Source organism: Azospirillum melinis, from assembly GCF_013340935.1.
Taxonomy (GTDB): domain Bacteria; phylum Pseudomonadota; class Alphaproteobacteria; order Azospirillales; family Azospirillaceae; genus Azospirillum; species Azospirillum melinis.
In genome coordinates, this window is record NZ_WHOS01000084.1 from 1 (window position 1) to 25,731 (window position 25,731).

At 68.5% G+C, this 25,731-nt stretch carries 21 protein-coding genes; 12 read left to right on the top strand and 9 right to left on the bottom strand.

Annotated features, from left to right (window positions below; all coding sequences use genetic code 11):
• Nucleotides 1-257 precede the first annotated feature (257 nt).
• The 4 genes from GBZ48_RS32960 to GBZ48_RS36845 all read left to right on the top strand — a co-directional run bounded on the left by GBZ48_RS32960 (nucleotide 258) and on the right by GBZ48_RS36845 (nucleotide 6,148).
• Nucleotides 258-1,262 carry a TRAP transporter substrate-binding protein gene (locus GBZ48_RS32960; RefSeq protein ID WP_174474887.1) on the top strand — a complete coding sequence of 335 codons (1,005 nt, stop codon included), beginning with the start codon at nucleotides 258-260 and terminating at the stop codon, nucleotides 1,260-1,262.
• 98 nt (nucleotides 1,263-1,360) lie between these two features.
• Nucleotides 1,361-1,900 carry a TRAP transporter small permease gene (locus tag GBZ48_RS32965; protein ID WP_174474888.1) on the top strand — a complete coding sequence of 180 codons (540 nt, stop codon included), beginning with the start codon at nucleotides 1,361-1,363 and terminating at the stop codon, nucleotides 1,898-1,900.
• Entirely contained in the window at nucleotides 1,891-3,174 is a 1,284-nt protein-coding gene (locus GBZ48_RS32970; RefSeq protein ID WP_109096368.1) for a TRAP transporter large permease, read from the top strand. The genes GBZ48_RS32965 and GBZ48_RS32970 overlap by 10 nt, the downstream gene beginning before the upstream one ends.
• A 388-nt stretch (nucleotides 3,175-3,562) precedes the next feature.
• Nucleotides 3,563-6,148 (top strand): DUF4347 domain-containing protein, encoded by a 2,586-nt coding sequence (locus tag GBZ48_RS36845; RefSeq protein ID WP_174474889.1) that lies wholly within the window; start codon nucleotides 3,563-3,565, stop codon nucleotides 6,146-6,148.
• Between the two features lie 48 nt (nucleotides 6,149-6,196).
• On the opposite strand, the gene hydA is transcribed toward GBZ48_RS36845, so the two are convergent.
• The 5 genes from hydA to GBZ48_RS33000 all read right to left on the bottom strand — a co-directional run bounded on the left by hydA (nucleotide 6,197) and on the right by GBZ48_RS33000 (nucleotide 12,447).
• Nucleotides 6,197-7,639, bottom strand: coding sequence for a dihydropyrimidinase (gene hydA / locus GBZ48_RS32980; protein WP_174474890.1), 1,443 nt, complete (start codon nucleotides 7,637-7,639; stop codon nucleotides 6,197-6,199).
• A gap of 14 nt (nucleotides 7,640-7,653) precedes the next feature.
• The gene (locus GBZ48_RS32985) at nucleotides 7,654-8,349 is read right to left on the bottom strand and encodes a TetR/AcrR family transcriptional regulator (protein ID WP_246307622.1); all 696 of its coding nucleotides are present in this window, start codon (nucleotides 8,347-8,349) and stop codon (nucleotides 7,654-7,656) included.
• Nucleotides 8,350-8,526: 177 nt separating this feature from the next.
• Nucleotides 8,527-9,795, bottom strand: a complete 1,269-nt coding sequence (locus GBZ48_RS32990; protein WP_174474892.1) for a Zn-dependent hydrolase — start codon at nucleotides 9,793-9,795, stop codon at nucleotides 8,527-8,529.
• Between the two features lie 40 nt (nucleotides 9,796-9,835).
• Nucleotides 9,836-11,119 carry an NAD-dependent dihydropyrimidine dehydrogenase subunit PreA gene (preA, locus tag GBZ48_RS32995; protein WP_174474893.1) on the bottom strand — a complete coding sequence of 428 codons (1,284 nt, stop codon included), beginning with the start codon at nucleotides 11,117-11,119 and terminating at the stop codon, nucleotides 9,836-9,838.
• Between the two features lie 17 nt (nucleotides 11,120-11,136).
• A complete protein-coding gene (locus GBZ48_RS33000) occupies nucleotides 11,137-12,447 on the bottom strand; it encodes an NAD(P)-dependent oxidoreductase (protein WP_174474894.1) in 1,311 nt (436 codons plus the stop codon).
• A gap of 343 nt (nucleotides 12,448-12,790) precedes the next feature.
• Between GBZ48_RS33000 and ogt the strand changes: the two genes are divergently transcribed.
• Nucleotides 12,791-13,327, top strand: coding sequence for a methylated-DNA--[protein]-cysteine S-methyltransferase (gene ogt, locus GBZ48_RS33005; protein ID WP_174474895.1), 537 nt, complete (start codon nucleotides 12,791-12,793; stop codon nucleotides 13,325-13,327).
• A 17-nt stretch (nucleotides 13,328-13,344) separates the two neighbouring features.
• Here ogt and GBZ48_RS33010 read toward each other — a convergent pair whose 3' ends face one another.
• Nucleotides 13,345-15,390 (bottom strand): NADPH-dependent 2,4-dienoyl-CoA reductase, encoded by a 2,046-nt coding sequence (locus tag GBZ48_RS33010; RefSeq protein WP_174474903.1) that lies wholly within the window; start codon nucleotides 15,388-15,390, stop codon nucleotides 13,345-13,347.
• Nucleotides 15,391-15,674: 284 nt separating this feature from the next.
• Between GBZ48_RS33010 and hyi the strand changes: the two genes are divergently transcribed.
• The 3 genes from hyi to GBZ48_RS33025 all read left to right on the top strand — a co-directional run bounded on the left by hyi (nucleotide 15,675) and on the right by GBZ48_RS33025 (nucleotide 18,772).
• On the top strand, nucleotides 15,675-16,469 hold the full coding sequence (gene hyi, locus GBZ48_RS33015; RefSeq protein ID WP_174474896.1) for a hydroxypyruvate isomerase: 795 nt from the start codon (nucleotides 15,675-15,677) through the stop codon (nucleotides 16,467-16,469).
• A 36-nt stretch (nucleotides 16,470-16,505) separates the two neighbouring features.
• Nucleotides 16,506-17,390 (top strand): 2-hydroxy-3-oxopropionate reductase, encoded by an 885-nt coding sequence (glxR, locus tag GBZ48_RS33020; RefSeq protein ID WP_174474897.1) that lies wholly within the window; start codon nucleotides 16,506-16,508, stop codon nucleotides 17,388-17,390.
• Between the two features lie 104 nt (nucleotides 17,391-17,494).
• Nucleotides 17,495-18,772: a glycerate kinase type-2 family protein gene (locus GBZ48_RS33025; protein ID WP_174474898.1), complete on the top strand. Its 1,278-nt coding sequence runs from the start codon at nucleotides 17,495-17,497 to the stop codon at nucleotides 18,770-18,772.
• Nucleotides 18,773-18,869: 97 nt separating this feature from the next.
• On the opposite strand, the gene GBZ48_RS33030 is transcribed toward GBZ48_RS33025, so the two are convergent.
• The gene (locus GBZ48_RS33030; protein WP_174474899.1) at nucleotides 18,870-19,628 is read right to left on the bottom strand and encodes a cyclic nucleotide-binding domain-containing protein; all 759 of its coding nucleotides are present in this window, start codon (nucleotides 19,626-19,628) and stop codon (nucleotides 18,870-18,872) included.
• Between the two features lie 60 nt (nucleotides 19,629-19,688).
• Complete coding sequence (locus GBZ48_RS33035; protein WP_246307623.1) at nucleotides 19,689-20,327, bottom strand: TlpA family protein disulfide reductase; 639 nt, start codon at nucleotides 20,325-20,327, stop codon at nucleotides 19,689-19,691.
• An 89-nt stretch (nucleotides 20,328-20,416) separates the two neighbouring features.
• Between GBZ48_RS33035 and argH the strand changes: the two genes are divergently transcribed.
• The 3 genes from argH to lysA are packed head-to-tail and all read left to right on the top strand — an operon-like array spanning nucleotide 20,417 to nucleotide 23,360.
• On the top strand, nucleotides 20,417-21,865 hold the full coding sequence (gene argH, locus GBZ48_RS33040; RefSeq protein WP_174474901.1) for an argininosuccinate lyase: 1,449 nt from the start codon (nucleotides 20,417-20,419) through the stop codon (nucleotides 21,863-21,865).
• Complete coding sequence (locus tag GBZ48_RS33045) at nucleotides 21,862-22,068, top strand: hypothetical protein (protein ID WP_211105978.1); 207 nt, start codon at nucleotides 21,862-21,864, stop codon at nucleotides 22,066-22,068. Before argH ends, GBZ48_RS33045 begins: the two co-directional genes overlap by 4 nt.
• A 32-nt stretch (nucleotides 22,069-22,100) precedes the next feature.
• Nucleotides 22,101-23,360 carry a diaminopimelate decarboxylase gene (gene lysA, locus GBZ48_RS33050; RefSeq protein ID WP_174474905.1) on the top strand — a complete coding sequence of 420 codons (1,260 nt, stop codon included), beginning with the start codon at nucleotides 22,101-22,103 and terminating at the stop codon, nucleotides 23,358-23,360.
• Nucleotides 23,361-23,433: 73 nt separating this feature from the next.
• Here lysA and GBZ48_RS33055 read toward each other — a convergent pair whose 3' ends face one another.
• Nucleotides 23,434-23,859: a tellurite resistance TerB family protein gene (locus GBZ48_RS33055; RefSeq protein ID WP_174474902.1), complete on the bottom strand. Its 426-nt coding sequence runs from the start codon at nucleotides 23,857-23,859 to the stop codon at nucleotides 23,434-23,436.
• Nucleotides 23,860-24,120: 261 nt separating this feature from the next.
• Between GBZ48_RS33055 and GBZ48_RS33060 the strand changes: the two genes are divergently transcribed.
• Nucleotides 24,121-25,731 (top strand): sensor histidine kinase (locus GBZ48_RS33060; RefSeq protein ID WP_343049766.1); only part of this gene is annotated, 1,611 nt, incomplete at its 3' end.

Here is a 25,731-nt window from a genome sequence, read left to right on the forward strand (position 1 = left end):
GTCAGCGGGGGGGCTGGTGGAGGAAGGGAAGCGCGGCCTGTGCCGGCCATGCATATGCCTGGTCGCGCGCCGCGCTGTCGCAGCGCTGCGAAAGCCGGCCGCCGCAAGCCCCACCTTCCACGCTTCGTCTGTCACCCGTCCACGGTACGTGCAGTCGAGTGTGCAGGCGGCCCGTCGTCTTCAGGTCAACGGGCAGCGCCAGAACAAGAAAGGACGGGCCGCATCAGGCTTCGTCCCCACCATCAGGAGGAGAACCTATGAAGTTTTCGCTGACTTCGGTCCGCACCGCGCTGCTGGCCGCCTGTGCCGTCTGCGGCATCCTGGCCGCCCCGATGCTGTCTGCGCCGGCCGACGCGCGCGACTTCCGGTCCGCCGACATCCACCCGACCGACTACCCGACCGTCGAGGCGGTCCGCTATGTCGGCAAGCTGGTGGCTGAGCGCAGCAACGGCAAGCTCGGCATCAAGGTGTTCCCGAACGGCGCGCTCGGCACCGAGAAGGACACCATCGAGCAGCTGAAGATCGGTGCGCTGGAGATGATGCGCATCAACGTGGCGCCGCTGAACAACGTGGTGCCGGAGACGATGGTCACCGCGCTGCCCTTCATCTTCCGCGACACCGGCCACATGCGCCGCGTCCTGGACGGCCCGATCGGCGACGAAATCCTGGCGGCGATGGAAAGCCAGGGCATGATCGGCCTCGCCTTCTACGACAGCGGCTCGCGCAGCATGTATTCGGCCGCCAAGCCCTACAAGACGCTGGCCGACATGAAGGGCGCCAAGATCCGCGTCCAGCAGTCCGACCTGTTCGTCGCCATGATCCAGGCGCTGGGCGCCAACGCCACGCCGATGCCCTTCGGCGAGGTCTACACCGCGCTGAAGACCGGCATCGTCGATGCCGCCGAGAACAACTACCCGTCCTACGAATCCTCCCGCCACTTCGAGGCGGCCAAGTACTTCACCCTGACCGAACACGCGATGGCGCCGGAAGTGCTGGTCTTCTCCAAGGTCGCCTGGGACCGCCTGTCGAAGGACGATCAGGCCACGGTCCGCAAGGCCGCCAAGGACTCCGTGCCCTACATGCGCAAGCTGTGGGACGAGCGCGAGCTGAAGTCGAAGGAGATCGTGACCCAGGCCGGCGCCCAGATCGTCGAGGTTCCGAACAAGCAGGAATTCATCGACGCCATGAAGCCGGTCTACGCCCAGTTCGCGAACACGCCGAAGCTGCAGAGCCTCGTCCAGCGCGTCCAGGAAACCAAGTAACGACCTTTCTGTAACGCCAAGAACAAGGCGGCGCGCGGCTTCGTCCCCTCCAGGACGGACCGCGCCTCGCCGGGGTCTCAGGAGTGGGGAGCCGCAGCATGGATATCGAGCTGCAAGCAATGGACGTCAGCCCGCCTCATGCGGCCGGCTGGTTGACCCGCATGAACGCGGCGCTGGCCAAGACCGGCATGTATGCCGCCATCATCGGCCTGATGATGATCGTGTGCGTCGTCTTCTATCAGGTGTTCGGCCGCTACGTGCTGAACAGCTCGCCGACCTGGGCGGAAAGCCTGGCCATCGTGCTGGTGCTCTACGTCACGCTGATCGGCGCCGCCGTCGGCGTCCGCGATGCCGGCCATATCGGGCTGGAGTCGCTGCTGGTGATGCTGTCGGACAGCGCGCGCCGCAAGATGGACGTGCTGATCTACGCCCTGGTCGGCATCTTCGGTGCCTGCATGGCCTACAACGGCTGGATCCTGGGCAGCTCGGTCGCCTCCTACACCATCCCGAACCTTCATGTCTCCGAAGCCGTGCGCTACGTGCCGCTGGTGCTGTCGGGCGTGCTGATCGTTCTCTTCTCCATCGAGCATATCGTCGCCATCGTGCGCGGCGAGGAGGTCAAGCCGTCATGGAACTGACCATCCTGTCCATCACCTTCTTCGGCTTCCTCATCCTCGGCATTCCGGTCGCCTTCGCCATCGGCCTGTCGGCGCTCTGCACCATCCTCTATGAAGGCCTGCCGGTCGCGGTGGTCTTCCAGCAGATGATGTCGGGCATGAACGTCTTCTCGTTCCTCGCCATTCCCTTCTTCGTCTTCTCCGGCGAACTGATGCTGCATGGCGGCGTCGCCGACAAGATCGTCACCGCGGCCAAGAGCATGGTCGGCCACATCCGCGGCGGGCTCGGCATGTCCAACGTCGTGGCCTGCACGCTGTTCGGCGGCGTCGCCGGATCGCCGGTCGCCGACGTGTCGGCCATGGGCGCCGTGATGATCCCGATGATGAAGCGGGAAGGCTACCACGCCGACTACGCGGTCAACGTCACCACCCACGCCGCACTCGTCGGCGCGCTGATGCCGACCAGCCACAACATGATCATCTATGCGCTGGCCGCCGGCGGAAAGGCGTCCATCGGCGCGCTGATCGCCGCGGGCCTGATGCCGGCGCTGCTGCTGATGGTCTGCAACCTGGGTGCAGCCTACTATGTCGCGGTGAAGCGCGGCTATCCCAAGGGGACCTTCCCCGGCTGGGACATCCTGGCGCATTCCTTCGCCGCCGCGGCACCGGGCCTGCTGATCGTCGTCATCATCCTGGCCGGCATCACCACCGGCGTGTTCACCGCGACCGAGTCGGCCTCGGTGGCCGTGATCTACGCGCTGCTGCTGACCACCTTCGTCTACCGCACGCTGAGCTGGGAGAAGTTCCTGGCCGCCGCCGCCAAGACGGTGAAGACCACCGGCGTGGTGCTGCTGCTGATCGGCGTGTCGACCATGTTCCAGTACCTCATGGGTCTCTATGAGGTGGCGGACATGACCGGCGAGCTGCTGGCCGGCGTGTCGACCAACCCATTGATGATCTTCCTGCTGATCAACATCATCCTGTTCCTGCTGGGCACCTTCATGGACATGGCCAGCACGATCCTGATCTGCACGCCGATCTTCCTGCCGATCGCCATGCAGTACGGCATGGACCCGGTGCAGTTCGGCATCGTCATGCTGATCAACTGCGCGCTCGGCCTGAACACCCCGCCGGTCGGCACCACCCAGTTCATCGGCTGCGCCATCGGCGGCGTGTCGGTGGGCGAGGTGATGCGCTCCATCACGCCCTTCTACGGGGCGCTCTTCGTCGCGCTTCTGCTAGTCACCTATGTCCCGGCCTTCTCGCTGTGGCTGCCGCGCATGCTGATGCACTGAGGCGGACCGGGAAACAGGCGGCGCTCCCGCCCCCCTGAACGACTTCTCTCCTGGACTGGGCCATCGGGATCTTCCCGATGGCCCTGTTTTTTGTGCGCCTTCCGCCCAGCCGCACCGGCCTTTCTCCCGAATTGGTGGTAGTTTTCGAGTAATGCCCCCCAATCTGGAAAAAGAGTGGCAAGCCGCCGCAACAAGCCCGACCGGCCGGATGGCGTCGAAATCGAAAGAGACCGCACCGCTTTCGCTATGACGGAGAAAACAGATCGCCCGGCCGGAGTGGATGCTTCCCAAGGAATGATGGGCTTATTGGATGTTGTTTGGTGGACATGATCCCGTACATCACAGAACGCGCAAACGACTTCCAACAATTCCCCAGAAAGGGGTTTTCATGCACGGGATCATTCTTGCCGACGCCGCTCTGGCCGACATCGATGCGCTGATCGGCCGGCACGCACCGGACGTGACGGTGGTCCGGGTCGGCGCGGACGAGGACGCGCTCAGCCTGCTGGCCGACGCTCTGGAGGCCGCCCGCGAGGCAGGCCCGGCGGCGGTCCACCTGATCGCCCATGGCGCGCCCGGTGTGGTGAAGCTGGGGGCGACGCCGCTCGACACCAGCGCCCTGCTCGACCGCCGCTGGCCCGATGCGACCGGCTGCGAGATCCTGATCCACGCCTGCGACGTCGGCGCCGGACGCAACGGCCGCCGCTTCGTGGAGCGTCTGGCCGCCGTCACCGGCGCGCGCGTCGCCGCCGCCAGCCATCCGGTCGGCAATCCGGATGGCTTGGCCGACCAGGGCGCCTCCTGGGATCTCGACGTGGTGACCGGCCCGATCCTGGCGGCCCGCCCGTTCGCAGGCGCGGAGGCCTGGCCGCACCGGCTCGGCTACAGCGGCACCGCCACCAGCGGCAACGACACGCTGATCGGCGACAACGGCGGCAACACCATCAACGGTCTGGCCGGCAACGACAGCATCGTCGGCGGCACCGGCAACGACAGCCTGATCGGCGGCATCGGCAACGACACGCTGGTCGGCGGCGGCAACACGGGCCAGTCGGCCGGCGACACCATGAATGGCGGGCTGGGCGCCGACCATTATGTCGGCGGCAGCGGCTTCAACATCGTCACCTACGAGAACGCCACCAGCGGCCTGACGCTGGACCTGACCAACGGCGCCAACAACACCGGCGAGGCGGCGGGCGACACCTTCGTCAACATCCAGCGCTGGATCGGCTCCGAATATGCCGACAGCCTGACCGCCGGCGACACCGCCGTGTGGTTCTGGGGCCATGGCGGCAACGACGTCGAGCATGGCGGCGCCGGCAACGACACTCTGGAGGCCGGCGACGGCAACGACACCGTCTTCGGCGGCGGCGGCAACGACCTGATGTACGGCCGCGCCGACAACGACCAGCTGCATGGCGAACTCGGCAACGACACGGTGGCCGGCGGCGGCGGTGCCGACCTGATCTACGGCGATGCCGGCAACGACCTGCTGAAGGGCGACTGGGAGCGAGATACCGTCTATGGCGGCGACGGCGACGACACCATCCTGGCCGGCATCGTCAGCTCCGGCAGCTACGCCCAGACCCAGAACGACCTGATCTATGGCGATGCCGGCAACGACCGCTACATCGTGGTCAGCCAGTACGACGCCGGGACGGTCAGCTTCGACGGTGGCGCCGGCACCGACACGCTGGAACTGCGGTCGGACAATTTGACCAGCTACAACGGCTACAATCTCGAATATTACAACGACGTCGCCTCGCCGAAGATCGACATCAGCGGCATGACGCTGACCAGCGTCGAGACGCTGGCCCTGACCGGCAGCCAGCGCCACACCGTGACGATGACCGCGGCCCAGGGCAACGGCTTCGGCAGCATCACCGGCGCCGTCACCGGCGACGCCTTCGCCATCGTCGGCGCCTCGCTGTCCGGCACGGTCGGCAGCGGCAACGGCAGCACGCTGACCGCCGGCAAGGTCCAGGCGGAGACGGTGAACGGCGTCACGCTGGTCCATGTCGGGCTCGACGGCACCGCCGGCTCCGACCTGACGCTGCGCATCGCCGGCAGCTTCGCCGCGTCCAGCATCGGCCTGTCCGGCAACACCATCACGCTCGGCCAGGGCGGCGGTTCGACCGGAGGCGGCGATACGGGGGGTGGCAACACGGGTGGCGGCAACACCGGCGGCGGGACGGGTGGCACGGGCGGCCAGACGCTGACCGGCACCGACGGCCGCGACTATCTCACCGGCGGCAGCGGCAACGACACCATCATCAGCAACGCTGGCAACGACTACATGACCGGCGGAGCCGGCAGCGACACTTTCGTCTTCAAGCCGGGCGACGGCTGGGACTATGTCGGCGACTTCCAGGCCGGCAGCGGCGGCGACGTGCTGAACGTCGCGGGCTGGAGCGGCTTCAAGGACTTCGCGTCGGTGATGGCCGTCACCGTGCAGGACGGCGCCAACACCGTCGTGAATTTCGACGGCAACAACAGCGCCATCCTCGCCAACGTCACCCGCAGCAGCCTGACCGCCGCCAACTTCTCCTTCACCGCCATTGGCGGTAGCGCGGGCGGCGGCAGCACCGGCGGCGGTACTGGCGGCACGCCGGGCCAGACCATCACCGGCACCTCGGCCGGCGAGTATCTGGCCGGCGGCAGCGGCAACGACACCATCACCGGCAACGCCGGCAACGACTACATGATCGGCGGCGCCGGGCGTGACACCTTCGTCCAGCATGCCAGCGACGGCTGGGACGTGATCGGCGACTTCCAGGCCGGCACCGGCGGCGACGTGGTCGACATCCGCAGCATCAGCGGCTTCAGCAACCTGAACGACGTGCTGACCCACTCGACCCAGGACGGCGCCGACCTGTCCATCGACCTCGGTGCGTTCAACTCGATCAAGCTGATCGGCGTCGACCGCAACAGCCTGACGGCGGAGAACTTCCTGTTCGCCAGCTCGGTGGGGTGATTGGAGGGAAAGCTCCCTCTCCCGGGACGGGAGAGGGAGCTTTTCTGCTTACCGCTCCACTGCCACCGGAACATTCAACGCGTTGCGCTTCGACACCGCCTCGTAGACCGGCGGGAAGGCGGGGCGGTTGATGTAGCGGCCGGCGCCGCGCACCGCGCGGCTCTCGCCCAGCGCGTGGACGATGCGGCCCTGGCTCAGCGTGTAGGCCGGGGTGCCGGTGACCGTCATGCCCTCGAAGATGTTCAGGCCGACCTTCTGCATCTGGGTCTTGGCCGAGATGGTCTTGGTCGCCTTAGGATCCCACACCACCAGATCGGCATCGGCCCCGACGCTGACCGAGCCCTTGCGCGGGTAGAGGTTGAAGATCTTCGCCGCGTTGGCGGAGGTCACGGCGACGAACTCGTTCATCGTCAGCCGGCCGGTGTTGACGCCGTGGGTCCACAGCGCGGTCATGCGGTCCTCGATGCCGGCGGTGCCGTTCGGGATTTTGGTGAAGTCGTTGCGGCCCATCGCCTTCTGCTCGGCGCAGAAGCAGCAATGGTCGGTGGCGGTGGTGTGCAGGTGACCGGCCTGGAGACCGCGCCACAGCGCATCCTGATGCTCCTTCGGGCGGAAGGGCGGGCTCATGACGTGGCCGGCGGCGAAGTCCCAGTCGGGGCTGCGGTAAACGCTGTCGTCGATCAGCAGATGGCCGGCCAGCACCTCGCCGAACACGCGCTGGCCGTCGTTCTGGCCGCGCTCGATGGCGGCCAGCGCCTCTTTGGCCGAGACATGGACGATGTAGACCGGCACGCCGAACACCTTGGCGACCTGGATGGCGCGGTTGGCGGCCTCGCCCTCCACCTCCGGCGGGCGGGACAGGGGATGGGCTTCAGGGCCGGTCAGGCCCTGGGCCAGCAGCTTCTTCTGGAGTTGGAAGACCAGTTCGCCGTTCTCGGCATGGACGGTGGGGATGGCGCCGAGTTCCAGGCAGCGCTGGAAGCTGTTCACCAGTGTTTCGTCATCGGCCATGATGGCGTTCTTGTAGGCCATGAAGTGCTTGAAGCTGTTCACGCCATGCTCGGCGACCAGCGTGCCCATGTCCTGCCGCACGCTCTCGTCCCACCAGGTCACGGCAACGTGGAAGCTGTAGTCGCCGGCCGCCTTCTCCGCCCAGCCGCGCCAGGTGTGGTAGGCCTCCATCAGGCTCTGTTTCGGGTTGGGGATGACGAAGTCGATGATCGTCGTCGTCCCCCCGGCGAAGCCGGCGGCGGTGCCGCTGAAGAAATCCTCCGTCGTCACCGTGCCCATGAAGGGCAGTTCCATGTGGGTGTGCGGGTCGATGCCGCCGGGCATGACGTAGCAGCCGCCGGCATCCACCATTTCGGCCCCCGCCGGCACGTCGAGAGCGTCGCCCACCGCGGTGATGATGCCGTCCTGGCAGAGGACGTCGGCGCGGCGGGTTTGCTCGGCGGTGACGACGGTGCCGCCGCGGATCAGGATGGTGGACATGCTCGGGCGCTCCCTCAGGAAATGGATGGGACGGAGTCGGTGGGCGTTTCGGCGATTTCAGGCTCTGGCAGGCCGGCGGCGCGCAGGACCAGCCGCAGCACCTCCGCCGTCATGGCGGCGAAGTCCTGACGGGTCAGGGTCCGGCGGCCCATAACCTTGCGGATCTGGACGTCGAAGTCGGCGTAATGCTGGGTCACCGCCCAGATCATGAACAGGAACTGGCGGGCATCCACCGGGGCCATGCGGCCGGTGGCGACCCAGCCGTCGATCACCGCAGCCTTGGCGTCGACCAGCGCTTTCAGATCCTCCGCCAGGAAGCGCTCGACCTGGGTGCCGCCATGCAGGATCTCGTTGGCGAAGACCTTGGAGGCATGCGGCCGCGTGCGTGATGCCTCCATCTTGGCGGTGACATAGGCGGTCAGCGTCGCCGCCGGGTCGGCGTCGGGGGTGAAGGAGCCGATGGGGGCCAGCCACATCTGCAGGATGTTGTCGAGCACCGCGCGGTAGAGGTCGTCCTTGGTGCCGAAATAGTAATGCAGGTTGGCCTTGGGCAGTCCGGCCCGCTCGGCGATGTCGGCCATGGTGGCGCCGGCGAAGCCGGCCTCGGCGAAGACGCGCTCGGCCGCCTTCAGGATGCGCTCGACATTCTCACGCCGGATGCGTCCTTGGGGCTGTGTGGTGTCCGTGGTTTCGGCAGCCGTTCGCGCCATTGCCTTCGCCATCGCTGTTGCTAAGTGCCCTCTCCCGCCCCGGGAGAGGGAGGGGACCCACGAAGTGGGGAGGGTGAGGGGCATTCCGGACATGGATTTCTGATCCTTGCCGCACCCTCACCCTTCCCATGCTCCGCATGGGCCCCTTCCCTCTCCCGGGACGGGAGAGGGAGAGTATCACGCGGGGGCTTTCACCTGCTCCGCCATGGCATTCGCACGGTCCAGCACGGCGTGCAGCAGCACCTCGCAGCCGGCGGTCGACCATTCCGGGGTCGTCTCCTCGACCTCGTTGTGGCTGATGCCGTCAATGCAGGGGATGAAGACCATCGCCGTCGGCGCCACCTTCGACAGGTAGCAGGCGTCGTGGCCGGCACCCGACACGATGTCGCGGAAGCTGTGGCCGGTGCGCTCCACCCCCTTGCGGACGGCGGCGACGCAGCTCTCGTCGAACTTGATCGGGGCGTAGTACCAGATCTGCTGGAACTCGGTCTCCAACCCGATCTCGCCGGCGATGCGCTCCACCTCGGCACGCAGCTCGCCGTCCATGGCTTTGAGGATGCCGTCGTCGGGATGGCGGAAATCGACGGTGAAGAAGACGCGGCCGGGGATGACGTTGCGGCTGTTGGGGTGGATCTGCATCAGCCCGACCGTGGCGCAGGCCAGCGGGCCGTATTTCATGCCGATCCGGTTCACCGCATCCACCACGCGGGCGGCACCGAGCAGGGCGTCCTTGCGGCGGACCATCGGGGTCGGGCCGGCATGGGCCTCCTGGCCGGTGAAGGTGATCTCATACCAGCGCTGGCCTTGGCAGTCGGTGACGACGCCGATGGTCTTGCCTTCGACCTCCAGGATCGGCCCCTGCTCGATGTGAGCCTCGAAATAGGCGCCGACCTTGCGGCCACCGACCTCCTGGTCGCCGGCATAGCCGATGCGGGCCAGCTCCTCGCCCATCGTCTTGCCGTCGAGATCGGCACGCGACAGGCCGTAGTCCAGGTCGAACACCCCGGCGAAGACGCCGGACGACACCATGGCCGGGGCGAAGCGCGACCCCTCCTCGTTGGTCCAGACCGCGACCTCCACCGGGGCCTCGGTGACGTAGTTCATGTCGTTCAGGCTGCGCACCACCTCCAGCCCGGCCAGCACGCCATAGACGCCGTCATACTTGCCACCGGTCGGCTGGCTGTCGAGATGGCTGCCCATGATGACCGGGGGCAGGCTGTCGTCGCGGCCGGGGCGGCGGGCGAAGATGTTGCCCATTTTGTCGACCGAAATCGTGCAGCCGGCCTCCTCGCACCAGCGCACGAACAGGTCGCGGCCCTGTTTGTCGAGGTCGGTCAGCGCCAGCCGGCACACGCCGCCCTTGGGCGTGGCGCCGATCTGCGCCATGTCCATCAGGCTCTGCCACAGGCGCGAACCGTTCACGGCGACATTCTGCGGGGTGGACATGTTGCTCTCTCCTGAACGTCGTTCTTTGTTCGGCGGCTGACTATTCGGCGGCTTCGGGGACGCGCATCGGGTTGCGGGCGTCGTTGGGCCAGGTGACGTAGGGCAGGTCGGTCTGCTCCGGCACCATGGTGATGCAGTCCGGCACCGGGCAGACATGGCTGCACAGGTTGCAGCCGACGCACTCCTCGTTGACCACGGTGAAGACGCGGCGGCCGTCTCCCTGGTCGATGCGGATCGCCTGGTGCGAGGTGTCCTCGCAGACGATGTGGCAGCGGCCGCAATCGATGCACAAGGCGGGGTCGATCACCGCCTTGGTCGAGAAGTTCATGTTCAGGTCGTTCCAGTTGACGACGTTGCGCACGGCGCGGCCGCTCAACTCGTCCAGGGTCCGGTATCCCTTCTCGTCCATCCAGTTGGACAGGCCGCCGATCATGTCCTCGACGATCTTGAAGCCGTAGGTCATGGCGGCGGTGCAGACCTGGACGTTGGTGGCGCCGAGCGCCAGGAACTCCGCCGCGTCGCGCCATGTGGTGACGCCGCCGATGCCGCTGACCGGCAGGCCGTGGGTGTCGGGGTTGCGGGCGATCTCCGCCACCATGTTCAGCGCGATCGGCTTCACCGCCGGGCCGCAATAGCCGCCATGGCTGCCCTTGCCGTCGACCACCGGGGTCGGCGCCATGGCGTCGAGATCGACCGCGACGATGGAGTTGACGGTGTTGATCAGCGACACAGCGTCGGCACCGCCGCGCTTCGCCGCTTCGGCCGACCACAGGATGTTGGTGATGTTGGGGGTCAGCTTGACGATCACCGGCAGGTTGACGGCGTTCTTCACCCAGCGGGTGACCTGCTCCACCATCTCCGGCACCTGCCCGATGGCGGAGCCCATGCCGCGCTCGCACATGCCGTGCGGGCAGCCGAGGTTGAGTTCCAGCCCGTCGGCGGCTCCCGTCTCGGCGATGCGGCGCGCGAGGTTGGCCCAGGCCTCCTCCTCGATGCGGGCCATCAGCGAGACGACCATGGCGCGGTCGGGCCAGTCGCGCTTGACCTCGATGATCTCCTGAAGATTGACCTCCAGCGGCCGGTCGGAAATCAGCTCGATGTTGTTGAAGCCGATCATCCGGCGGTCGGTGTCGAGATGCGCGCCATAACGGCTGGAGACGTTGACCACCGGCGGGTCCTCGCCCAGCGTCTTCCAGACCACACCGCCCCAGCCCGCCTTGAAGGCGCGGACGACGTTGTAGGCCTTGTCGGTCGGCGGGGCCGACGCCAGCCAGAAGGGGTTGGGGGAGCGGATGCCGGCGATGGTGCTGCGAAGATCGGCCATGATGTGGCTCCCTTTCCTCAGGCGGTCAGGTGGCTGTGGATGGCGAGGGCGGCGAGCTTGCCGTCCTGCACGGACTGGACCGTCAGGTCCTCGCCCGTGGCGACGCAGTCGCCGCCGGCCCAGACCTTGGCAAGCGTCGTGCGGTAGGCGCCGTCGACGGCGATCTTGCCGCCGGTGACCTCCAGCCCGCCGAGCGCCTCGGCCGACAGCTTCTGCCCGACCGCCTTCAGCACCATGTCGGCCTGGAGGGTGAAGGTCTCGCCGGTGCCGGACAGTTTGCCGTCGGTCAGGCTGGTGCGCTCGAAGGTGATGCTGGTCTCGCCGATCTCTTTGGGAGCGGCGAAGGTCTTGAGGACGACGCCCTCGGTCTGCGCCAGTTCCTGCTCCCAGCCGGTGGCGCCCATCTGGGCCCGGCCGCGGCGGTAGACCAGGGTGACGTCCTCGGCACCCAGGCGCTTGGCCTGGATGGCCGCGTCCACCGCGGTGTTGCCGCCGCCGATCACCACGACGCTGCGCCCCACCGCCGGCGGCTGGCCGGGGAGTGCCTGACGCACCCGCTCGATGAAGGCGGTGGCGTCCTCGACGCCCGCACGCTCCTCGCCGGGGATGCCGAGGCGGTTGTTGGACCCCAGGCCGACGCCGAGGAAGACGGCGTCGAAGTCGGCGCGCAGGCTGTCGAGCGATAGGTCGGCGCCCAGCCTGCGGCCATGCTCCACCGCGATGCCGCCGACGCCGAGGATGAAGGCGACCTCGCGCTGGGCGAAATCGTCGGCCATCTTGTAGGGGGCGAGGCCGTATTCGTTGAGGCCGCCGGACTTCGCCTTGGCCTCGAACACCGTCACCTCATGGCCGAGCGTGGCGAGGCGGTGGGCACAGGACAGGCCGGCCGGGCCGGCACCGACCACGGCGACGCGCTTGCCGGTGGCGGCGGCGCGGGCGAAGGGGTGGGCCGGCTCGCCGTCGATCAGACGGTCGGTGGCGTGGCGTTGCAGCCGGCCGATGGCGACGGGACGGTCCTCCGCCCGGTTGCGGACGCAGGACTGCTCGCACAGCGTCTCGGTCGGGCAGACGCGGCCGCAGGTGCCACCCATGATGTTCTCCGACAGGATCGTCGTCGCAGCACCCTTCAGGTTGCCGGTGGCGATGGAGCGGATGAAGGCCGGGATGTCGATCCCGGTCGGGCAGGCCTTGATGCAGGGCGCGTCATAGCAGAACAGGCAGCGGTTCGACTCGGCCAGCGCCTGCACCGGCGTCATCGCCGGGGTCAGGTCGGTGTAGGGCGAAGCCGAATTGTCTCCGGTGATGGCAAGCGTAGCGATCAGGGTCATGGCGGATGGCTTCCCTTCGGTCGCAGAGCGGCGTGTCTACCGAAGCATCAGCAACCCGCGTGCCAAGAGAACCAACCAGCACTGCCAACGGAGACGGGCGGCGGAAAAGCTGACTGTTCGGTCAGAAATTGACGGTATGGACAGGCATGGGTTCATCATGCCAGCCATGCGGATTGCACGCAACTCAGCCTTTTGGCGCCTCTTTTGGCGGCGATACGCAAGAAACGCATGGGAATTTGCGAAGTAGGATTCAGGAAATTACGCTGTATCAAAGGGTTGCATCGCCAGGGCGCTGCCTTCAATTTCGGCAACGCACCTGTGCAAGTGAGATAGGGTTGCCGCCATGTCCGCTTTCTCAAGCCTGCTGATCGACCGCACCGCGACGCCCATCGGCGAATTGATCGTGGTGGCGGACGAGGACGGCGCCCTGCGCGCCATCGACTGGACCGACCATGAGGACCGGCTGCACCGGCTGCTGCGCCTGCACCATCCCGGCGGCTACGAGCTGCGGCCGGCCGGCGATCCGGGTGGGCTGACGCGGGCGATGGATGCCTATTTCGCGGGCGAGCTTGCCGTCATCGACCGGCTGCCGGTGCGCACCGGCGGGACACCGTTCCAGCGCGCGGTGTGGGCGGCGCTGCGCGGGATTCCCTGCGGCGGCACCGTCAGCTACCGCGAGCTGGCGGCGCTGGCCGGGCGTCCGGCGGCGGTGCGGGCGGCGGGACATGCCAACGGCGCCAACCCGGTCGGCATCGTGGTGCCCTGTCACCGGGTGATCGGATCGGATGGAACGCTGACCGGCTATGGCGGCGGGGTGGAGCGCAAACGCTGGCTGCTGACGCATGAGAGGACGGCGGCAACCCCCCCTTCGCAGGGATAACGTTTAAGCCGCTCCCCCTACAGCCCCGCCGCCAGCTTCGTCCCCTGGGCGATGGCGCGCTTGGCGTCCAGTTCGGCCGCGACGTCGGCGCCGCCGATCAGGTGGACGGCGATGCCGGCGGCCTCCAGCGGGGCGTGCAGCTCGCGCAGCGGTTCCTGCCCCGTGCACAGGACGATGCTGTCCACCGCCAGCGTTTGCACCCGCTCGCGCTTCTCGCCGAAGCTGACGGTCAGCCCCTCGTCATCGATGCGCTCGTAATTCACGCCGGACAGCGCCTGGATGTTCTTCATCTTCAGCTGCGCCCGGTGGATCCAGCCGGTGGTCTTGCCCAGCCCGGCGCCGGGCTTGCTCGCCTTGCGCTGGAGCAGCACGACCTCGCGGGCCGGCGGCGTCAGGTGCGGGCGGATGCCGGCGACGCCGCCGCGCGCCTCGGCGGGATCGGCGACGCCCCATTCGGCCCGCCACAGCGCCGGGTCCAGGCTGGGCGACGGCGCCTCCTGGACCAGGAATTCGCTGACGTCGAAGCCGATGCCGCCGGCGCCCACCACGGCAACGCGCCGACCGACCGGCTTGGCGCCGCGCAGCACGTCGATGTAGGTCAGCACCTTCGGATGGTCCTGGCCGGGGATTTTCGGGTCGCGCGGCACCACCCCGGTCGCCAGCACCACCGCGTCGAAGCCGCCGCCGGCCAGTTCATCGGCCCCCACCCGCCGCCCCAGATGCAGCGCCACGCCCGTCTCCGCCAGCCGGTGGCGGAAATAGCGTAGCGTCTCGTGGAACTCCTCCTTGCCGGGGATCAGCTTCGCCATGTTGAACTGGCCGCCGACCTCGTCCGCCGCGTCGAACAGATGCACCTCGTGCCCGCGCTCCGCCGCGGTGGTGGCGCAGGCGAGCCCGGCCGGCCCGGCGCCGACCACGGCGACGCGCTTGCGCTTGGTGGCCGGCTCAATCGTCAGTTCCGTCTCGTGGCAGGCGCGCGGGTTGACCAGGCAGCTCGCCGTCTTGCCGGAGAAGATGTGGTCCAGGCAGGCCTGGTTGCAGGCGATGCAGGTGTTGATCGCCGCCGCCCTGCCCGCCGCCGCCTTGGCGACGAAGTCCGGGTCGGCCAGGAAGGGCCGCGCCATCGACACCATGTCGGCCAGCCCGTCGCCGATCACCGCGTCGCCGACCTCCGGCGTGTTGATGCGGTTGGTGGTGCAGAGCGGGATCGACACCGCCTCTTTCAGCTTCCCCGTCACCCAGGCGAAGTTGGCGCGCGGCACGCTGGTGGCGATGGTCGGCACCCGCGCCTCGTGCCAGCCGATGCCGGTGTTGATGATGGTCGCCCCCGCCCGCTCGATGGCCTGGGCCAGCTGCACCACCTCTTCCCATGTGCTGCCGTCGGGGATCAGGTCCAGCATCGACAGGCGGTAGATGATGATGAAATCGCGCCCGACCGCCTCGCGCATGCGCGACACGATCTCCACCGGAAAGCGCATGCGGTTCTCGTAGGAGCCGCCCCATTTGTCGGTGCGCTGGTTGGTGTGGGTCACCAGGAACTGGTTGATCAGGTAGCCTTCCGACCCCATCACCTCCACCCCGTCATAGCCGGCCTCGCGCGCCAGTTCGGCGCAGCGGACATAGGCGCGGATCTGGCGCTCCACCCCCCGGGCGGTCAGGGCGCGCGGGGTGAAGGGGGTGATCGGCGACTTGATGCGCGACGGCGCCACCGACAGCGGGCTGTAGGCGTAGCGGCCGGCATGCAGGATCTGCAGCGCGATCCTGCCGTCTTCGGCATGCACCGCGTCGGTGATGACCCGGTGCGCCCGTGCCGCCCCATGCCGCGCCAGGGTGGAGCCGAAGGGCGACAGCCAGCCCTCCACATTGGGCGAGAAGCCGCCGGTCACCATCAGCCCGACCCCGCCGCGCGCCCGCTCGGCGAAATAGGCGGCCAGCCGCGGGAAATGGCGGCGCCGGTCCTCAAGCCCGGTGTGCATCGACCCCATCAGCACCCGGTTCTTCAGCACCGTGAAGCCAAGATCGAGCGGGGCCAGCAGATGCGGGTAGGGCTGGGAGCCGGGCATGGTCACGGGACGCGTCCTCCGGTTATCGAACCCGCGCTTCTGGCGGCGCTGGGCAGGCTGATGATTGGTGGTGCGAATCCTAATTCAGGGTGACGTATGCGTCAATCAGGTTCCGCAGCATCCGCCAGCGTCATCGGAGGCCCGATCGTTCGCGCACCCCGCTTTCCGCTGTGTGAAAAAGCCGTTCGGCGAACTGGCTCAAGGGCCTGCGCGGCGGTCAAGCTCCCAACCCAAGGGCCGCCCCTCCATCCCGGCGGCCGATTTGCGTAACCGGGAGTTCGGTCATGGTGCAGTTCGCCGCCAACCTGACGATGCTCTACAACGAGCATCCCTTCCTCGACCGATTCGCCGCGGCGGCCGATGCCGGCTTCCGTGGGGTCGAGTATCTGTTTCCCTATGATTTCGCCGCCGACGCGCTGGCCGAGAAGCTGCGCCAGCATGACCTGACCCAGGTCCTGCACAATCTGCCGGCCGGCAACTGGGGCGGCGGCGAGCGCGGCATCGCCATCCTGCCCGACCGCGTGCAGGAATTCCGCGACGGCGTCGCCCGCGCCATCGACTATGCCGGCACGCTGGGCTGCAAACAGGTCAACTGCCTCGTCGGCATCCTGCCGCAAGGGGCGGATGCCGCCACGGCGGAGAGCACGCTGACCGCCAACCTCGCCTACGCCGCCGACGCGCTGGCCGGCGCCGGCATCCGCCTGCTGATCGAGCCGATCAACACCCGCGACATCCCCGGCTTCTACCTGAACCGGACCCGCCAAGCGCTGGACCTGATCGCCAAGGTCAGCTCCGACAATCTCTTCGTGCAGTACGACATCTACCACATGCAGATCATGGAAGGCGATCTGGCCCGCACCATCGAGGCCAATCTCGCCCACATCGCCCATGTCCAGCTCGCCGACAACCCCGGCCGCTTCGAACCGGGCACCGGCGAGATCAATTATCCCTTCCTGTTCAAGCATCTGGACGCCATCGGCTACAGCGGCTGGGTCGGCTGCGAATACAAGCCGAAGACGACGACGGACGAGGGGCTCGGCTGGTTCGCCCCCTACAAGACCGAACCGGCACACGCCTGAGGCGCCCCCATCCATTCAAAGAGAAGGACTATCGTCATGAAGGTCGGTTTCATCGGTCTCGGCATCATGGGCACCCCGATGGCGGGGCATCTGCTGGACGCCGGTCACACGCTCTACGTCCACGACATCAAGCCGGTCCCGGCCGAGCTGACCGACAAGGGCGCCATCCCCTGCCCGAGCGGCGCGGAGGTCGCGGCGGCGGCCGAGGTCATCATCACCATGGTGCCGGACACCCCGCATGTCGGCGCCGCGCTGTTCGGCGAGAAGGGTGTGGCCGCCGGCCTGTCGGCGGGCAAGATCGTGGTCGACATGTCCTCGATCTCGCCCATCGAGACCAAGGAATACGCCAAGCGCATCAACGATCTCGGCTGCTCCTACCTCGACGCGCCGGTGTCGGGCGGCGAGGTCGGGGCCAAGGCCGCCTCGCTGACCATCATGGTCGGCGGCCCGCAGGAGGCCTTCGACACGGTCAAGCCGCTGTTCGAGAAGATGGGCAAGAACATCACGCTGGTCGGCGGCAACGGCGACGGCCAGACCACCAAGGTCGCCAACCAGATCATCGTCGCGCTGACCATCGAGGCGGTGGCCGAGGCCCTGCTGTTCGCCTCCAAGGCCGGCGCCGACCCGGCCAAGGTCCGTCAGGCGCTGATGGGCGGCTTCGCCTCCTCGCGCATCCTGGAGGTCCATGGCGAGCGGATGATCAACCGCAACTTCACCCCCGGCTTCCGCATCGAGCTGCACCAGAAGGATCTGAACCTGGCGCTGAGCGGTGCCAAGGCACTGAACCTGTCGCTGCCGCACACCGCCAGCTGCCAGCAGCTGTTCAACGCCTGCGCCGCGCAGGGCGGGGCGGCCTGGGACCATTCCGGCATGCTCCGCGCGCTGGAACTGCTGGCCGGGCACGAAGTCGGGTCGAAGTGAGGGGTTGGGGCGCCGTCCCTTGATGGCGCCCTACCCAAACCATTGGCCTGCCAACCATTCGCGTGCATTCTAAGCACCCCGCCATCCACGACGCCCGAGCGACCATGACGACCACCGCCCCCACTGCCGACGCCCTGCTCCACGACCTGTTCCAGGCGGCGCTCACCGCGGTGACCGCCGAGACCCGGTTGCCGGCGGCCCTGCCGCAGCCGCCGAAGGGCCGCACGGTGGTCATCGGCGCCGGCAAGGCGGCGGCGGCCATGGCGAAGACGGTGGAGGACCACTGGCCGGGGCCGCTGACCGGGCTGGTCGTCACCCGCTACGACCATGATTTGCCGACCGAGCGGATCGAGGTGGTGCAGGCCAGCCATCCTGTGCCCGACGCCGCGGGGCAGGAGGCGGCACGGCGCATCGTCGACATGGTGCAGGGGCTGACCGCCGACGACCTCGTGCTCTGCCTGATCTCCGGCGGCGGCTCGGCCCTGCTGGCGCTGCCGGCCCCCGGCATCACGCTGGAGGACAAACGTGCCGTCGCCAAGGCCCTGCTGAAGAGCGGCGCCGACATCGGCGAGATGAACTGCGTGCGCAAGCATCTGTCGGCGGTGAAGGGCGGCCGGCTCGCCGCCATGGCCCACCCGGCCCGCGTCGTCTCGCTGCTGGTTTCCGACGTGCCGGGCGACGATCCGTCGGTGATCGCCAGCGGCCCGACCGTGCCCGACCCGACCAGCTTCGCCGACGCCCGCGCCATCCTGGCGAAATACGGCATCACCCCGCCGCCGGCCGTAGCCGCCTTCCTCGAAGCCGCGGCGGACGAAACGCCGAAGCCCGGCGACCCGCGTCTGGCCGGCGCCGAGACCACCATCATCGCCACCCCGCAGGACGCGCTGGAGGCAGCGGCGGCGCTGGCCCGCGACCGCGGCTACACCCCGGTCATCCTGGGCGACGCCATCGAGGGCGAATCGCGCGAGGTCGCCAAGGTCCATGCCGGCATCGCCCGGCAGGTCGCCCGCCACGGCCAGCCGGCCCCGGTTCCCGCCGTGATCCTGTCCGGTGGCGAGACCACGGTGACGGTGCGCGGCCAGGGCCGCGGCGGCCGCAACGTCGAATTCCTGCTGGCTCTGGCGGTGGCGCTCGACGGCCATCCCGGCATCCGGGCGGCGGCCTTCGACACCGACGGCATCGACGGGACGGAGGACAATGCCGGCGCCGTCCTGCGCCCCGACACGCTGAAGCGGGCCGAGGCGATGGGGCTGGACGCCAAGGCCTTCCTCGCCAACAACGACGGCTACAGCTTCTTCAAGGCGCTGGGCGATCTGGTCGTCACCGGCCCGACGCGGACCAACGTGAACGACTTCCGGGTGATCGTGATCGATCCGGTCTGAGTCGGCGCGGATAAATTTTGGCTGGCAGATCTTCTGAACGGCCAACGGAGAGCCCCTCTTCCTCCGGGGAAAGGGTTACCGTTCCGAGGATAGGGCTTCACCCGCCCTTCGCCTTGGTCAGCTGCGAGATATAGATCCGCGCCAGCGATTTCAGGATCGGCGGCATCGCCACCACCGCATCCTCGAAGCTGCGCTTGTCGATCACCTCGCAGATGCCGCCGCTCACCGCCACGGCGGTGACGTCGGGCGGGCGGCCGGTCAGCAGGTAGATCTCGCCGAACAGACTGCCCGGCCCGAAGCTGGCGATCTCCTCGCCCAGCGTGCCGCGGCCGGGGCGGAGCGCCACGCGGCCGGACTGGATCAGGTAGGCGGCGTTCACCGGGTCGTTGGGGCTGAAGAAGACATGCCCCTCGCGGATCATCCGGCGGTCGACCACCTTCTGGAACGAGTTGGTGGAGCGGAAATCCACCGCGTTGCCGACCCGCTCGGTCGGCGGCAGGCCGTAGTCGCGGCGGATGGCGGCGATCAGGCTCTGCAACAGGTACGACGCCAGCGGCGGGCTGCGCTTCAGCAGGCTGCGGAAGGCGTCCCGCGTCACCTCGACGCACGTCACCTCGGTCAGCGCCCGCACGGTGGCGCTCCGCTCGCCATCGTCGATCAGCGCCATCTCGCCGACCACCGCCCCCTTGCCGACCACCCCCAGCCGCCGGACGCCGCCATCCGCGGCGGTCAGCAGCACCTCCAGCTCCCCGGCTTCGATCAACCATGCCCGGTCGCCGCGCTCGCCCTGCCGCATCATCACGATGCCGGGATCGATGGTGTAGCGCTTGGGGCCGGAAGAGGCGGACTGCGTCATTGGGCGGCTCGGGACGGGCGGATGGTTATCTCCTCACTCTACCCCAAGCCCACCGCATCGTCAGCCTCGGGTCTTCATCACGCCGCGGTCGCGGGCCGGCCCGCCGCTATTGCCGCCGCGGCCGAGAAACTGGCGCAGGAAGGCGACGACCTCCGGCGAATCCCACTCCACCGCCCCTTCGACGCGGCCAAGCTCACGTCCCTCGGGATCGACCAGGATGGTGGTGGGCAGGCCGCGCAAGGACAGCGCCTTCATCGACTCCGAACCCGGATCGAGGAAGACCGTCAGATGTTCCACCCCCGTCTTCTTATAAAAGGGCTCCACCGCCGTCCGCCCGCCGCGGTCCAGCGACAGCGCCACCACCTGGAAGGCATCGCCGCCCAGCTGGGCCTGGAGCCGGTCGAGCGACGGCATCTCCTTCACGCACGGCCCGCACCAGGTCGCCCACAGGTTCAGCAGGATCACCCGGTCCTTGAAATCGGCCAGATCGACCCGTCGCCCCTCGGCATCGACGAAGGACAGGGGCGGCATCGGCTTGGGCTCCGCCCCCTTGAACTTCTCCAGCTTGTCGGCACCGGTGGAGGCGACGGGCGTGGCCGTCAGCCCGGCATCGGGCGCGCCCAGCCGCACCACCTCCGGCGTGCCGGCAGCGGGGTTGGGCGCCGCACCGGCGCTCCACCACAGGCCGGCCCCGGCCATGCACACACAAACCGTTGCGACAGCCGTCAAAGTCCGCATACTCACGCTTCCTCGCTCCCCTTCACCCGAATGCCCCGGTATCCGTCCCCATGAGCGCCGATCAGACCCCGCCGACTTCCGCCGCAGCAACCGGCGCCTCCACCGGCTCTGCCGCACCCGCCGCCAGCCAGATGTGGGGCGGGCGATTCGCGCGCGGTCCCGCCGCCATCATGGAGAAGATCAACGCCTCCATCGGCTTCGACAAGCGGCTTGCCGACCAGGACATTGCCGGGTCGAAGGCCCATGCCGCGATGCTGGCCAAGCAGGGCATCATAACCCAGGCCGACGCCGACGCCATCATCGACGGGCTCGACCGCGTAAAGGCAGAGATTGACGCCGGCAGCTTCACCTTCAAGGTGGAGCTGGAGGACATCCACATGAATGTGGAGGCCCGGCTGGCCGAACTGATCGGCGAACCGGCCAAGCGCCTGCACACCGGCCGCTCGCGCAACGACCAGGTGGCGACCGATTTCAAGCTGTGGGTGCGCGACGCCATCGACCGCACCATCGCCGGCCTGACCGCGCTGCAGACCGCGCTGATCGACCTGGCGGAGCAGCACACCGGGACGGTGATGCCCGGCTTCACCCATTTGCAGGCGGCGCAGCCGATCAGCTTCGCCCATCACCTGCTGGCCTATGTCGAGATGTTCGGGCGCGACCGCAGCCGCTTCCGCGATGCCCGCTGCCGGCTGAACGAATGCCCGCTGGGCTCGGCGGCACTGGCCGGCACCCCCTACCCCATCGACCGCTTCATGACGGCGGAGGCGCTGGGCTTCAACCGGCCGACCGCCAACTCGCTGGACGCGGTGTCCGACCGCGACTTCGCGCTGGAATACCTGTCGGCGGCGTCGATCTGCGGCATGCATCTGTCGCGCTTCGCCGAGGAGATTGTGATCTGGTGCTCGGCCCAGTTCCGCTTCATCAGGCTGTCGGACGCCTTCACCACCGGCTCGTCCATCATGCCGCAGAAGAAGAACCCCGACGCGGCGGAGCTGGTGCGCGCCAAGGCCGGCCGCGTCATCGGCTCGCTGAACAGCCTGCTGATCGCCATGAAGGGCCTGCCGCTGGCCTATTCCAAGGACATGCAGGAGGACAAGGAGCCGGTGTTCGAGGCCGACGACACCCTGGCGCTCTGCATCGCCGCCATGGAAGGCATGGTGCGCGACATGCAGCCCAACGTCCCGGCGATGCGCGAGGCGGCCGACCGCGGCTTCCTGAACGCCACCGACCTCGCCGACTGGCTGGTGCGGGAGCTGGACATGCCGTTCCGCGAGGCGCACCACGTCACCGGCCGCGCCGTGAAGGCGGCGGAGGACCGGCGCGTCGGCCTGACCGACCTGACGCTGGCCGAACTCCAGGCCATCGAGCCGCGCATCACTGAGGCCGTCTATCCGGCGCTGAGCATCGAGGCGTCGCTGAACAGCCGCACCAGCTTCGGCGGCCCGGCCCCCGTCCGCGTGCAGGAGGCGGTGAAGGCCGCCCGGGAGCGTTTCCTGTGATCAGCCGTCTTCCCCGCTCCGTCACCCTGACCGTCCTCGCCCTGGCCGGCGCCCTGGCGCTGGCCGGCTGCGGCAAGAAGCCGAAGGCCGTCGACAGCCCGGTTCCCGAAGGGCAGGCCGATCCCTTCCCCCGCACCTATCCCAACCCTTCGCTGGACCCGAAGCCCGGTAAGCCGGCCGGTTCCGGAGTCCAGTTCCCATGACCGCCCGCACCGGTTCGCCCAACGGATCTCCCATGAGCGTCTTCGCCTACCGCAACGGCGTTCTGCACGCCGAATCCGTGTCGCTGGAGGATGTGGCGCGGGAGGTGGGCACCCCCTTCTACCTCTATTCCACCGCGGCGCTGGAGTCGCACTACAACGCCTATGCCGGCGCCTTCGCCGGCCAGGATGCCGGCGTCTGCTATGCGCTGAAGGCCAACTCCAACCTCGCCGTTATCCGCACCCTGGCGAAGCTGGGGGCCGGCGGCGACGTGGTGTCGGTGGGCGAAATGAAGCGCGCCCTGGCCGGCGGCATCCCGCCCGAGCGCATCGTCTTCTCCGGCGTCGGCAAGACCCGCGACGATCTGCGCGCCGCCCTTGAGGCCGGCATCCACCAGATCAACGTGGAATCGGTGCCGGAGCTGGAGGCGCTGAGCCAGATCGCCTCGTCCATGGGCGTGGAGGCTCCCATCGCCTTCCGCGTCAATCCGGACGTCGACGCCAAGACCCACGCCAAGATCGCCACCGGCAAGAAAGAGAACAAGTTCGGCATCGACTACGACCACGCGCGCGAGATCTACCGCCGCGCCGCGGCCCTGCCGGGCATCAAGCCGGTCGCCATCGCCGTCCATATCGGCTCGCAGCTGACCGACCTCGCTCCCTTCCGGGCGGCCTACGAGCGGGTGGCGGCCCTGCTGCACCAGCTGCGCGAGGACGGCCACGACATCCAGCGCCTCGATCTCGGCGGTGGGCTCGGCATCACCTACAAGAACGAAGCGCCGCCCGATCTGGCCGACTATGCCGCGATGGTGCGCTCGATCACCGGCAATCTCGGCTGCCGGATCACGCTGGAGCCCGGCCGCTCGCTGGTCGGCAATGCCGGCATCCTGGTCAGCCGCGTCATCTATGTGAAGCAGGGGCTGCACCGCCGCTTCGCCATCGTCGACGCGGCGATGAACGACCTGATCCGCCCGTCGCTGTACGACGCCTATCACGGCATCGTGCCCGTCGCGGAGCCGGCCGACGGCGCCGCTGCCGAGCCCTACGACGTGGTCGGCCCGGTGTGCGAGAGCGGCGACACCTTCGCCGTGCAGCGCCCGCTGCCGCCGCTGGCCGACGACGACCTCGTCGCCTTCCTGTCGGCCGGCGCCTATGGCGCGGTGATGGCCTCGACCTACAACACCCGGCCGCTGGTACCGGAGGTTCTGGTCAACGGCGACCGCTTCTCCGTCATCCGCCGCCGCCCGACGGTGGAGGAGATGCTGGCGGCCGAGCGGGTGCCCGACTGGTTGTAACGGGCTGGCTGTAAAGGACGTCGCCCCCTTCCCGGAAAAGCAGGGAGGGGGCGGTCCCCGTTACGCGTCCAGGTCACGCGTCCAGCACGAACCGGGCGTTTTTCGCCGTCAGCGCCTCGAAATAGGGGCGCAAGCTCGCATCGTCGAAGCCGAAGGCCTGCTGGAAGCGGATGATCAGGTCGCGCTCGCCCTGTTCCGCCTCGCCGTCGGCCATGGCGCTGTCGATCATGTTCAGCAGGATGCACAGCCGCTGCTGCTGGTTCAGCTTCGGCGCGACCTCGGCCAGGAAGCTGTCCGGCGGGGTGCTGCGCGCATATTTGAGGCAGCCGTCCAGCTCCTCCCGCGAGGCGCGGCGGCCGAGGACTGAGACCAGATGGCCGACCTCCTCCGGATCGATCTCGCCATCCGATCCCATGCAGTAGACCAGCGACACCACCAGCGCACGGCGCGGGTTCATCTCCAGCGGCGCGTTGCCCTTGAACATATCGAACAGACCCATCGTTCGACCTCCCCAATGGTTCAGACGCCTGCCCATCTGGGCCCATGGGGCAAGCCGCGCAAGATGGGGGGCGGCGCTATTTTTCAGAGACTGCGGCGGGCGTTCCCGGCCCCGCAAGTCCCCTGAAACTGTCGGGGCATCGGGGCAAACCCCAGGGGTGCGCGGCGTCGAATAGCGCAGCCGTCCCATCGGATTCGTGATAGTTTGGATGTGAAGTTTCGGGCGGGCCGCATCGCGCATCGGCACATAGAAGGGGGATTTGTGGGACGCTTCCTACGGGGCGCGCTGGTGGTGGTGGTCGTGCTGGCCGCATTGGCGGGCAACGCGGCCCACAGGGTCTATTACGATTACCAGGACACCCAGCAGCGCCGCTATGCCCTGGTGCAGGACATGGCCCGGCTGGTCGACGACCATGTCCGCCGCACGGTGCACACGGCCGACGTGGCGCTCGACCAGGCGGCGGCCATGGTGGCGGAGGCCCGCGGCCTGGAGAAGCTGCGCGACCTGAAGCATTGGGCACGCCTGCGCGAACATGCCGCCCAGGTCGAGGGCGCCGACGCCATCTGGATTTACGACGCCGACGGCCGGGCCGTGCTCGAATCGGCCAGCTTTCCCAACCGCATCGCCGATTTCGCCGACCGGAGCGGCCTGGAGGCTCTGCGCAGCGGGATGCGCCTGCACATCGGCGCGGCGCAGCCGGTCCGGACCGGGTCCTATCCGCTGGTCTTTCCGGTTTCCCGCCCGCTGCATGACGACGAGGGGCGCTTCATCGGGGTGGCATCCGTGTCGATCCGGGTCAACCACCTGACCGACTCCTACAGCATTCCGGGCTTCGAGTTCGATCCGCTGATCGCCGTCTACCGGCCAAACGGCGAGGTGGTCGCCCGCCGCCCGGAACCCGAAGCCTCGGCAGGCCGCACGGTCGCCTCCGCACCGCTGTTCCAGTCCCGGCTGCCCGAGGCGCCGGAGGGGCAGTTCCTGTCGCTATCGCCGCTGGACGGGGTGCTGCGCATCGCCGCCTACCGGACCGTCCGCGACTATGGGCTGGTGGTGCTGGCCGGCATCGACCGCGAAGTGGCGATGGCCGTATGGCGCACCCGCACCCTGCACACGGTGGTTGAGACCCTCGTCGGCCTGCTGGCGATCCTGGGGATGCTGGCCTGGGGGATGCGCTATCTCGACCGCGAGCGCAAGGCGCAGGTGGCCCTGGCCGAGGCGCGGAACGCGGTGGAGCGGACCAGCGCCGAACGCGACGAGAGCGCCCGGCTGGCCGCCGCGCTGAACCATGCCCGCGACATGGCGGAGAGCGCGCGGCAGGCCGCCGAGGCCGCCAACCGGGCCAAGGGCGAGTTCCTGGCCGGGCTGAGCCACGAGCTGCGCACGCCGCTGAACGCCGTCATCGGCTTCTCCGACCTGATCGCCCGCGAGGCGGAGGGGCCGGTCGGCACCCCGTCCTACCGGCAATATGCCGCCAATGTCCGCGACAGCGGCCAGCATGTGCTGGAGCTGATCAACGAGATCCTCGACCATGCGCGGGCGGAAGCCGGGGCGCTGACCATCGAGGAGGGGCACTGCGACCTGGAGGCCGCGGCGGATTTCGCCGTCCGCATGCTGACCCCGCGGGCCGAGCGCGCCGGCGTGCTGCTGTCGGCGGTGGTGGCCCCGGCGGTGGGCGCCTTGCGCGGAGACGACCGCCGCATCCGCCAGATCCTGCTGAATCTGATCGCCAATGGGGTGAAATACACGCCCTCGGGCGGATCGGTGACCCTGTCCGCCCTGCTGGAGGACGGCACGCCGGTGATCCGCATCACCGACACCGGGCTGGGCATCCCGGGCCCGGGGTCGGGACCACGGCTGGAGCGCCTCACCCCG

Bases quoted from the DNA above. Each gene is read 5' to 3' on its own strand.
- ogt (WP_174474895.1), top strand. From the start codon at position 12,791: ATGTCCGCTTTCTCAAGCCTGCTGATCGACCGCACCGCGACGCCCATC.
- GBZ48_RS33000 (WP_174474894.1), bottom strand. From the start codon at position 12,447: ATGACCCTGATCGCTACGCTTGCCATCACCGGAGACAATTCGGCTTCG.
- GBZ48_RS32970 (WP_109096368.1), top strand. From the start codon at position 1,891: ATGGAACTGACCATCCTGTCCATCACCTTCTTCGGCTTCCTCATCCTC.
- GBZ48_RS32990 (WP_174474892.1), bottom strand. From the start codon at position 9,795: ATGTCCACCCCGCAGAATGTCGCCGTGAACGGTTCGCGCCTGTGGCAG.
- argH (WP_174474901.1), top strand. From the start codon at position 20,417: ATGAGCGCCGATCAGACCCCGCCGACTTCCGCCGCAGCAACCGGCGCC.
- hyi (WP_174474896.1), top strand. From the start codon at position 15,675: ATGGTGCAGTTCGCCGCCAACCTGACGATGCTCTACAACGAGCATCCC.
- GBZ48_RS33025 (WP_174474898.1), top strand. From the start codon at position 17,495: ATGACGACCACCGCCCCCACTGCCGACGCCCTGCTCCACGACCTGTTC.
- GBZ48_RS32985 (WP_246307622.1), bottom strand. From the start codon at position 8,349: ATGGCGCGAACGGCTGCCGAAACCACGGACACCACACAGCCCCAAGGA.
- hydA (WP_174474890.1), bottom strand. From the start codon at position 7,639: ATGTCCACCATCCTGATCCGCGGCGGCACCGTCGTCACCGCCGAGCAA.
- GBZ48_RS33010 (WP_174474903.1), bottom strand. From the start codon at position 15,390: ATGCCCGGCTCCCAGCCCTACCCGCATCTGCTGGCCCCGCTCGATCTT.
- GBZ48_RS32960 (WP_174474887.1), top strand. From the start codon at position 258: ATGAAGTTTTCGCTGACTTCGGTCCGCACCGCGCTGCTGGCCGCCTGT.
- GBZ48_RS32965 (WP_174474888.1), top strand. From the start codon at position 1,361: ATGGATATCGAGCTGCAAGCAATGGACGTCAGCCCGCCTCATGCGGCC.
- GBZ48_RS33055 (WP_174474902.1), bottom strand. From the start codon at position 23,859: ATGGGTCTGTTCGATATGTTCAAGGGCAACGCGCCGCTGGAGATGAAC.
- GBZ48_RS33035 (WP_246307623.1), bottom strand. From the start codon at position 20,327: ATGGCCGGGGCCGGCCTGTGGTGGAGCGCCGGTGCGGCGCCCAACCCC.
- glxR (WP_174474897.1), top strand. From the start codon at position 16,506: ATGAAGGTCGGTTTCATCGGTCTCGGCATCATGGGCACCCCGATGGCG.
- GBZ48_RS36845 (WP_174474889.1), top strand. From the start codon at position 3,563: ATGCACGGGATCATTCTTGCCGACGCCGCTCTGGCCGACATCGATGCG.
- lysA (WP_174474905.1), top strand. From the start codon at position 22,101: ATGAGCGTCTTCGCCTACCGCAACGGCGTTCTGCACGCCGAATCCGTG.
- GBZ48_RS33030 (WP_174474899.1), bottom strand. From the start codon at position 19,628: ATGACGCAGTCCGCCTCTTCCGGCCCCAAGCGCTACACCATCGATCCC.
- preA (WP_174474893.1), bottom strand. From the start codon at position 11,119: ATGGCCGATCTTCGCAGCACCATCGCCGGCATCCGCTCCCCCAACCCC.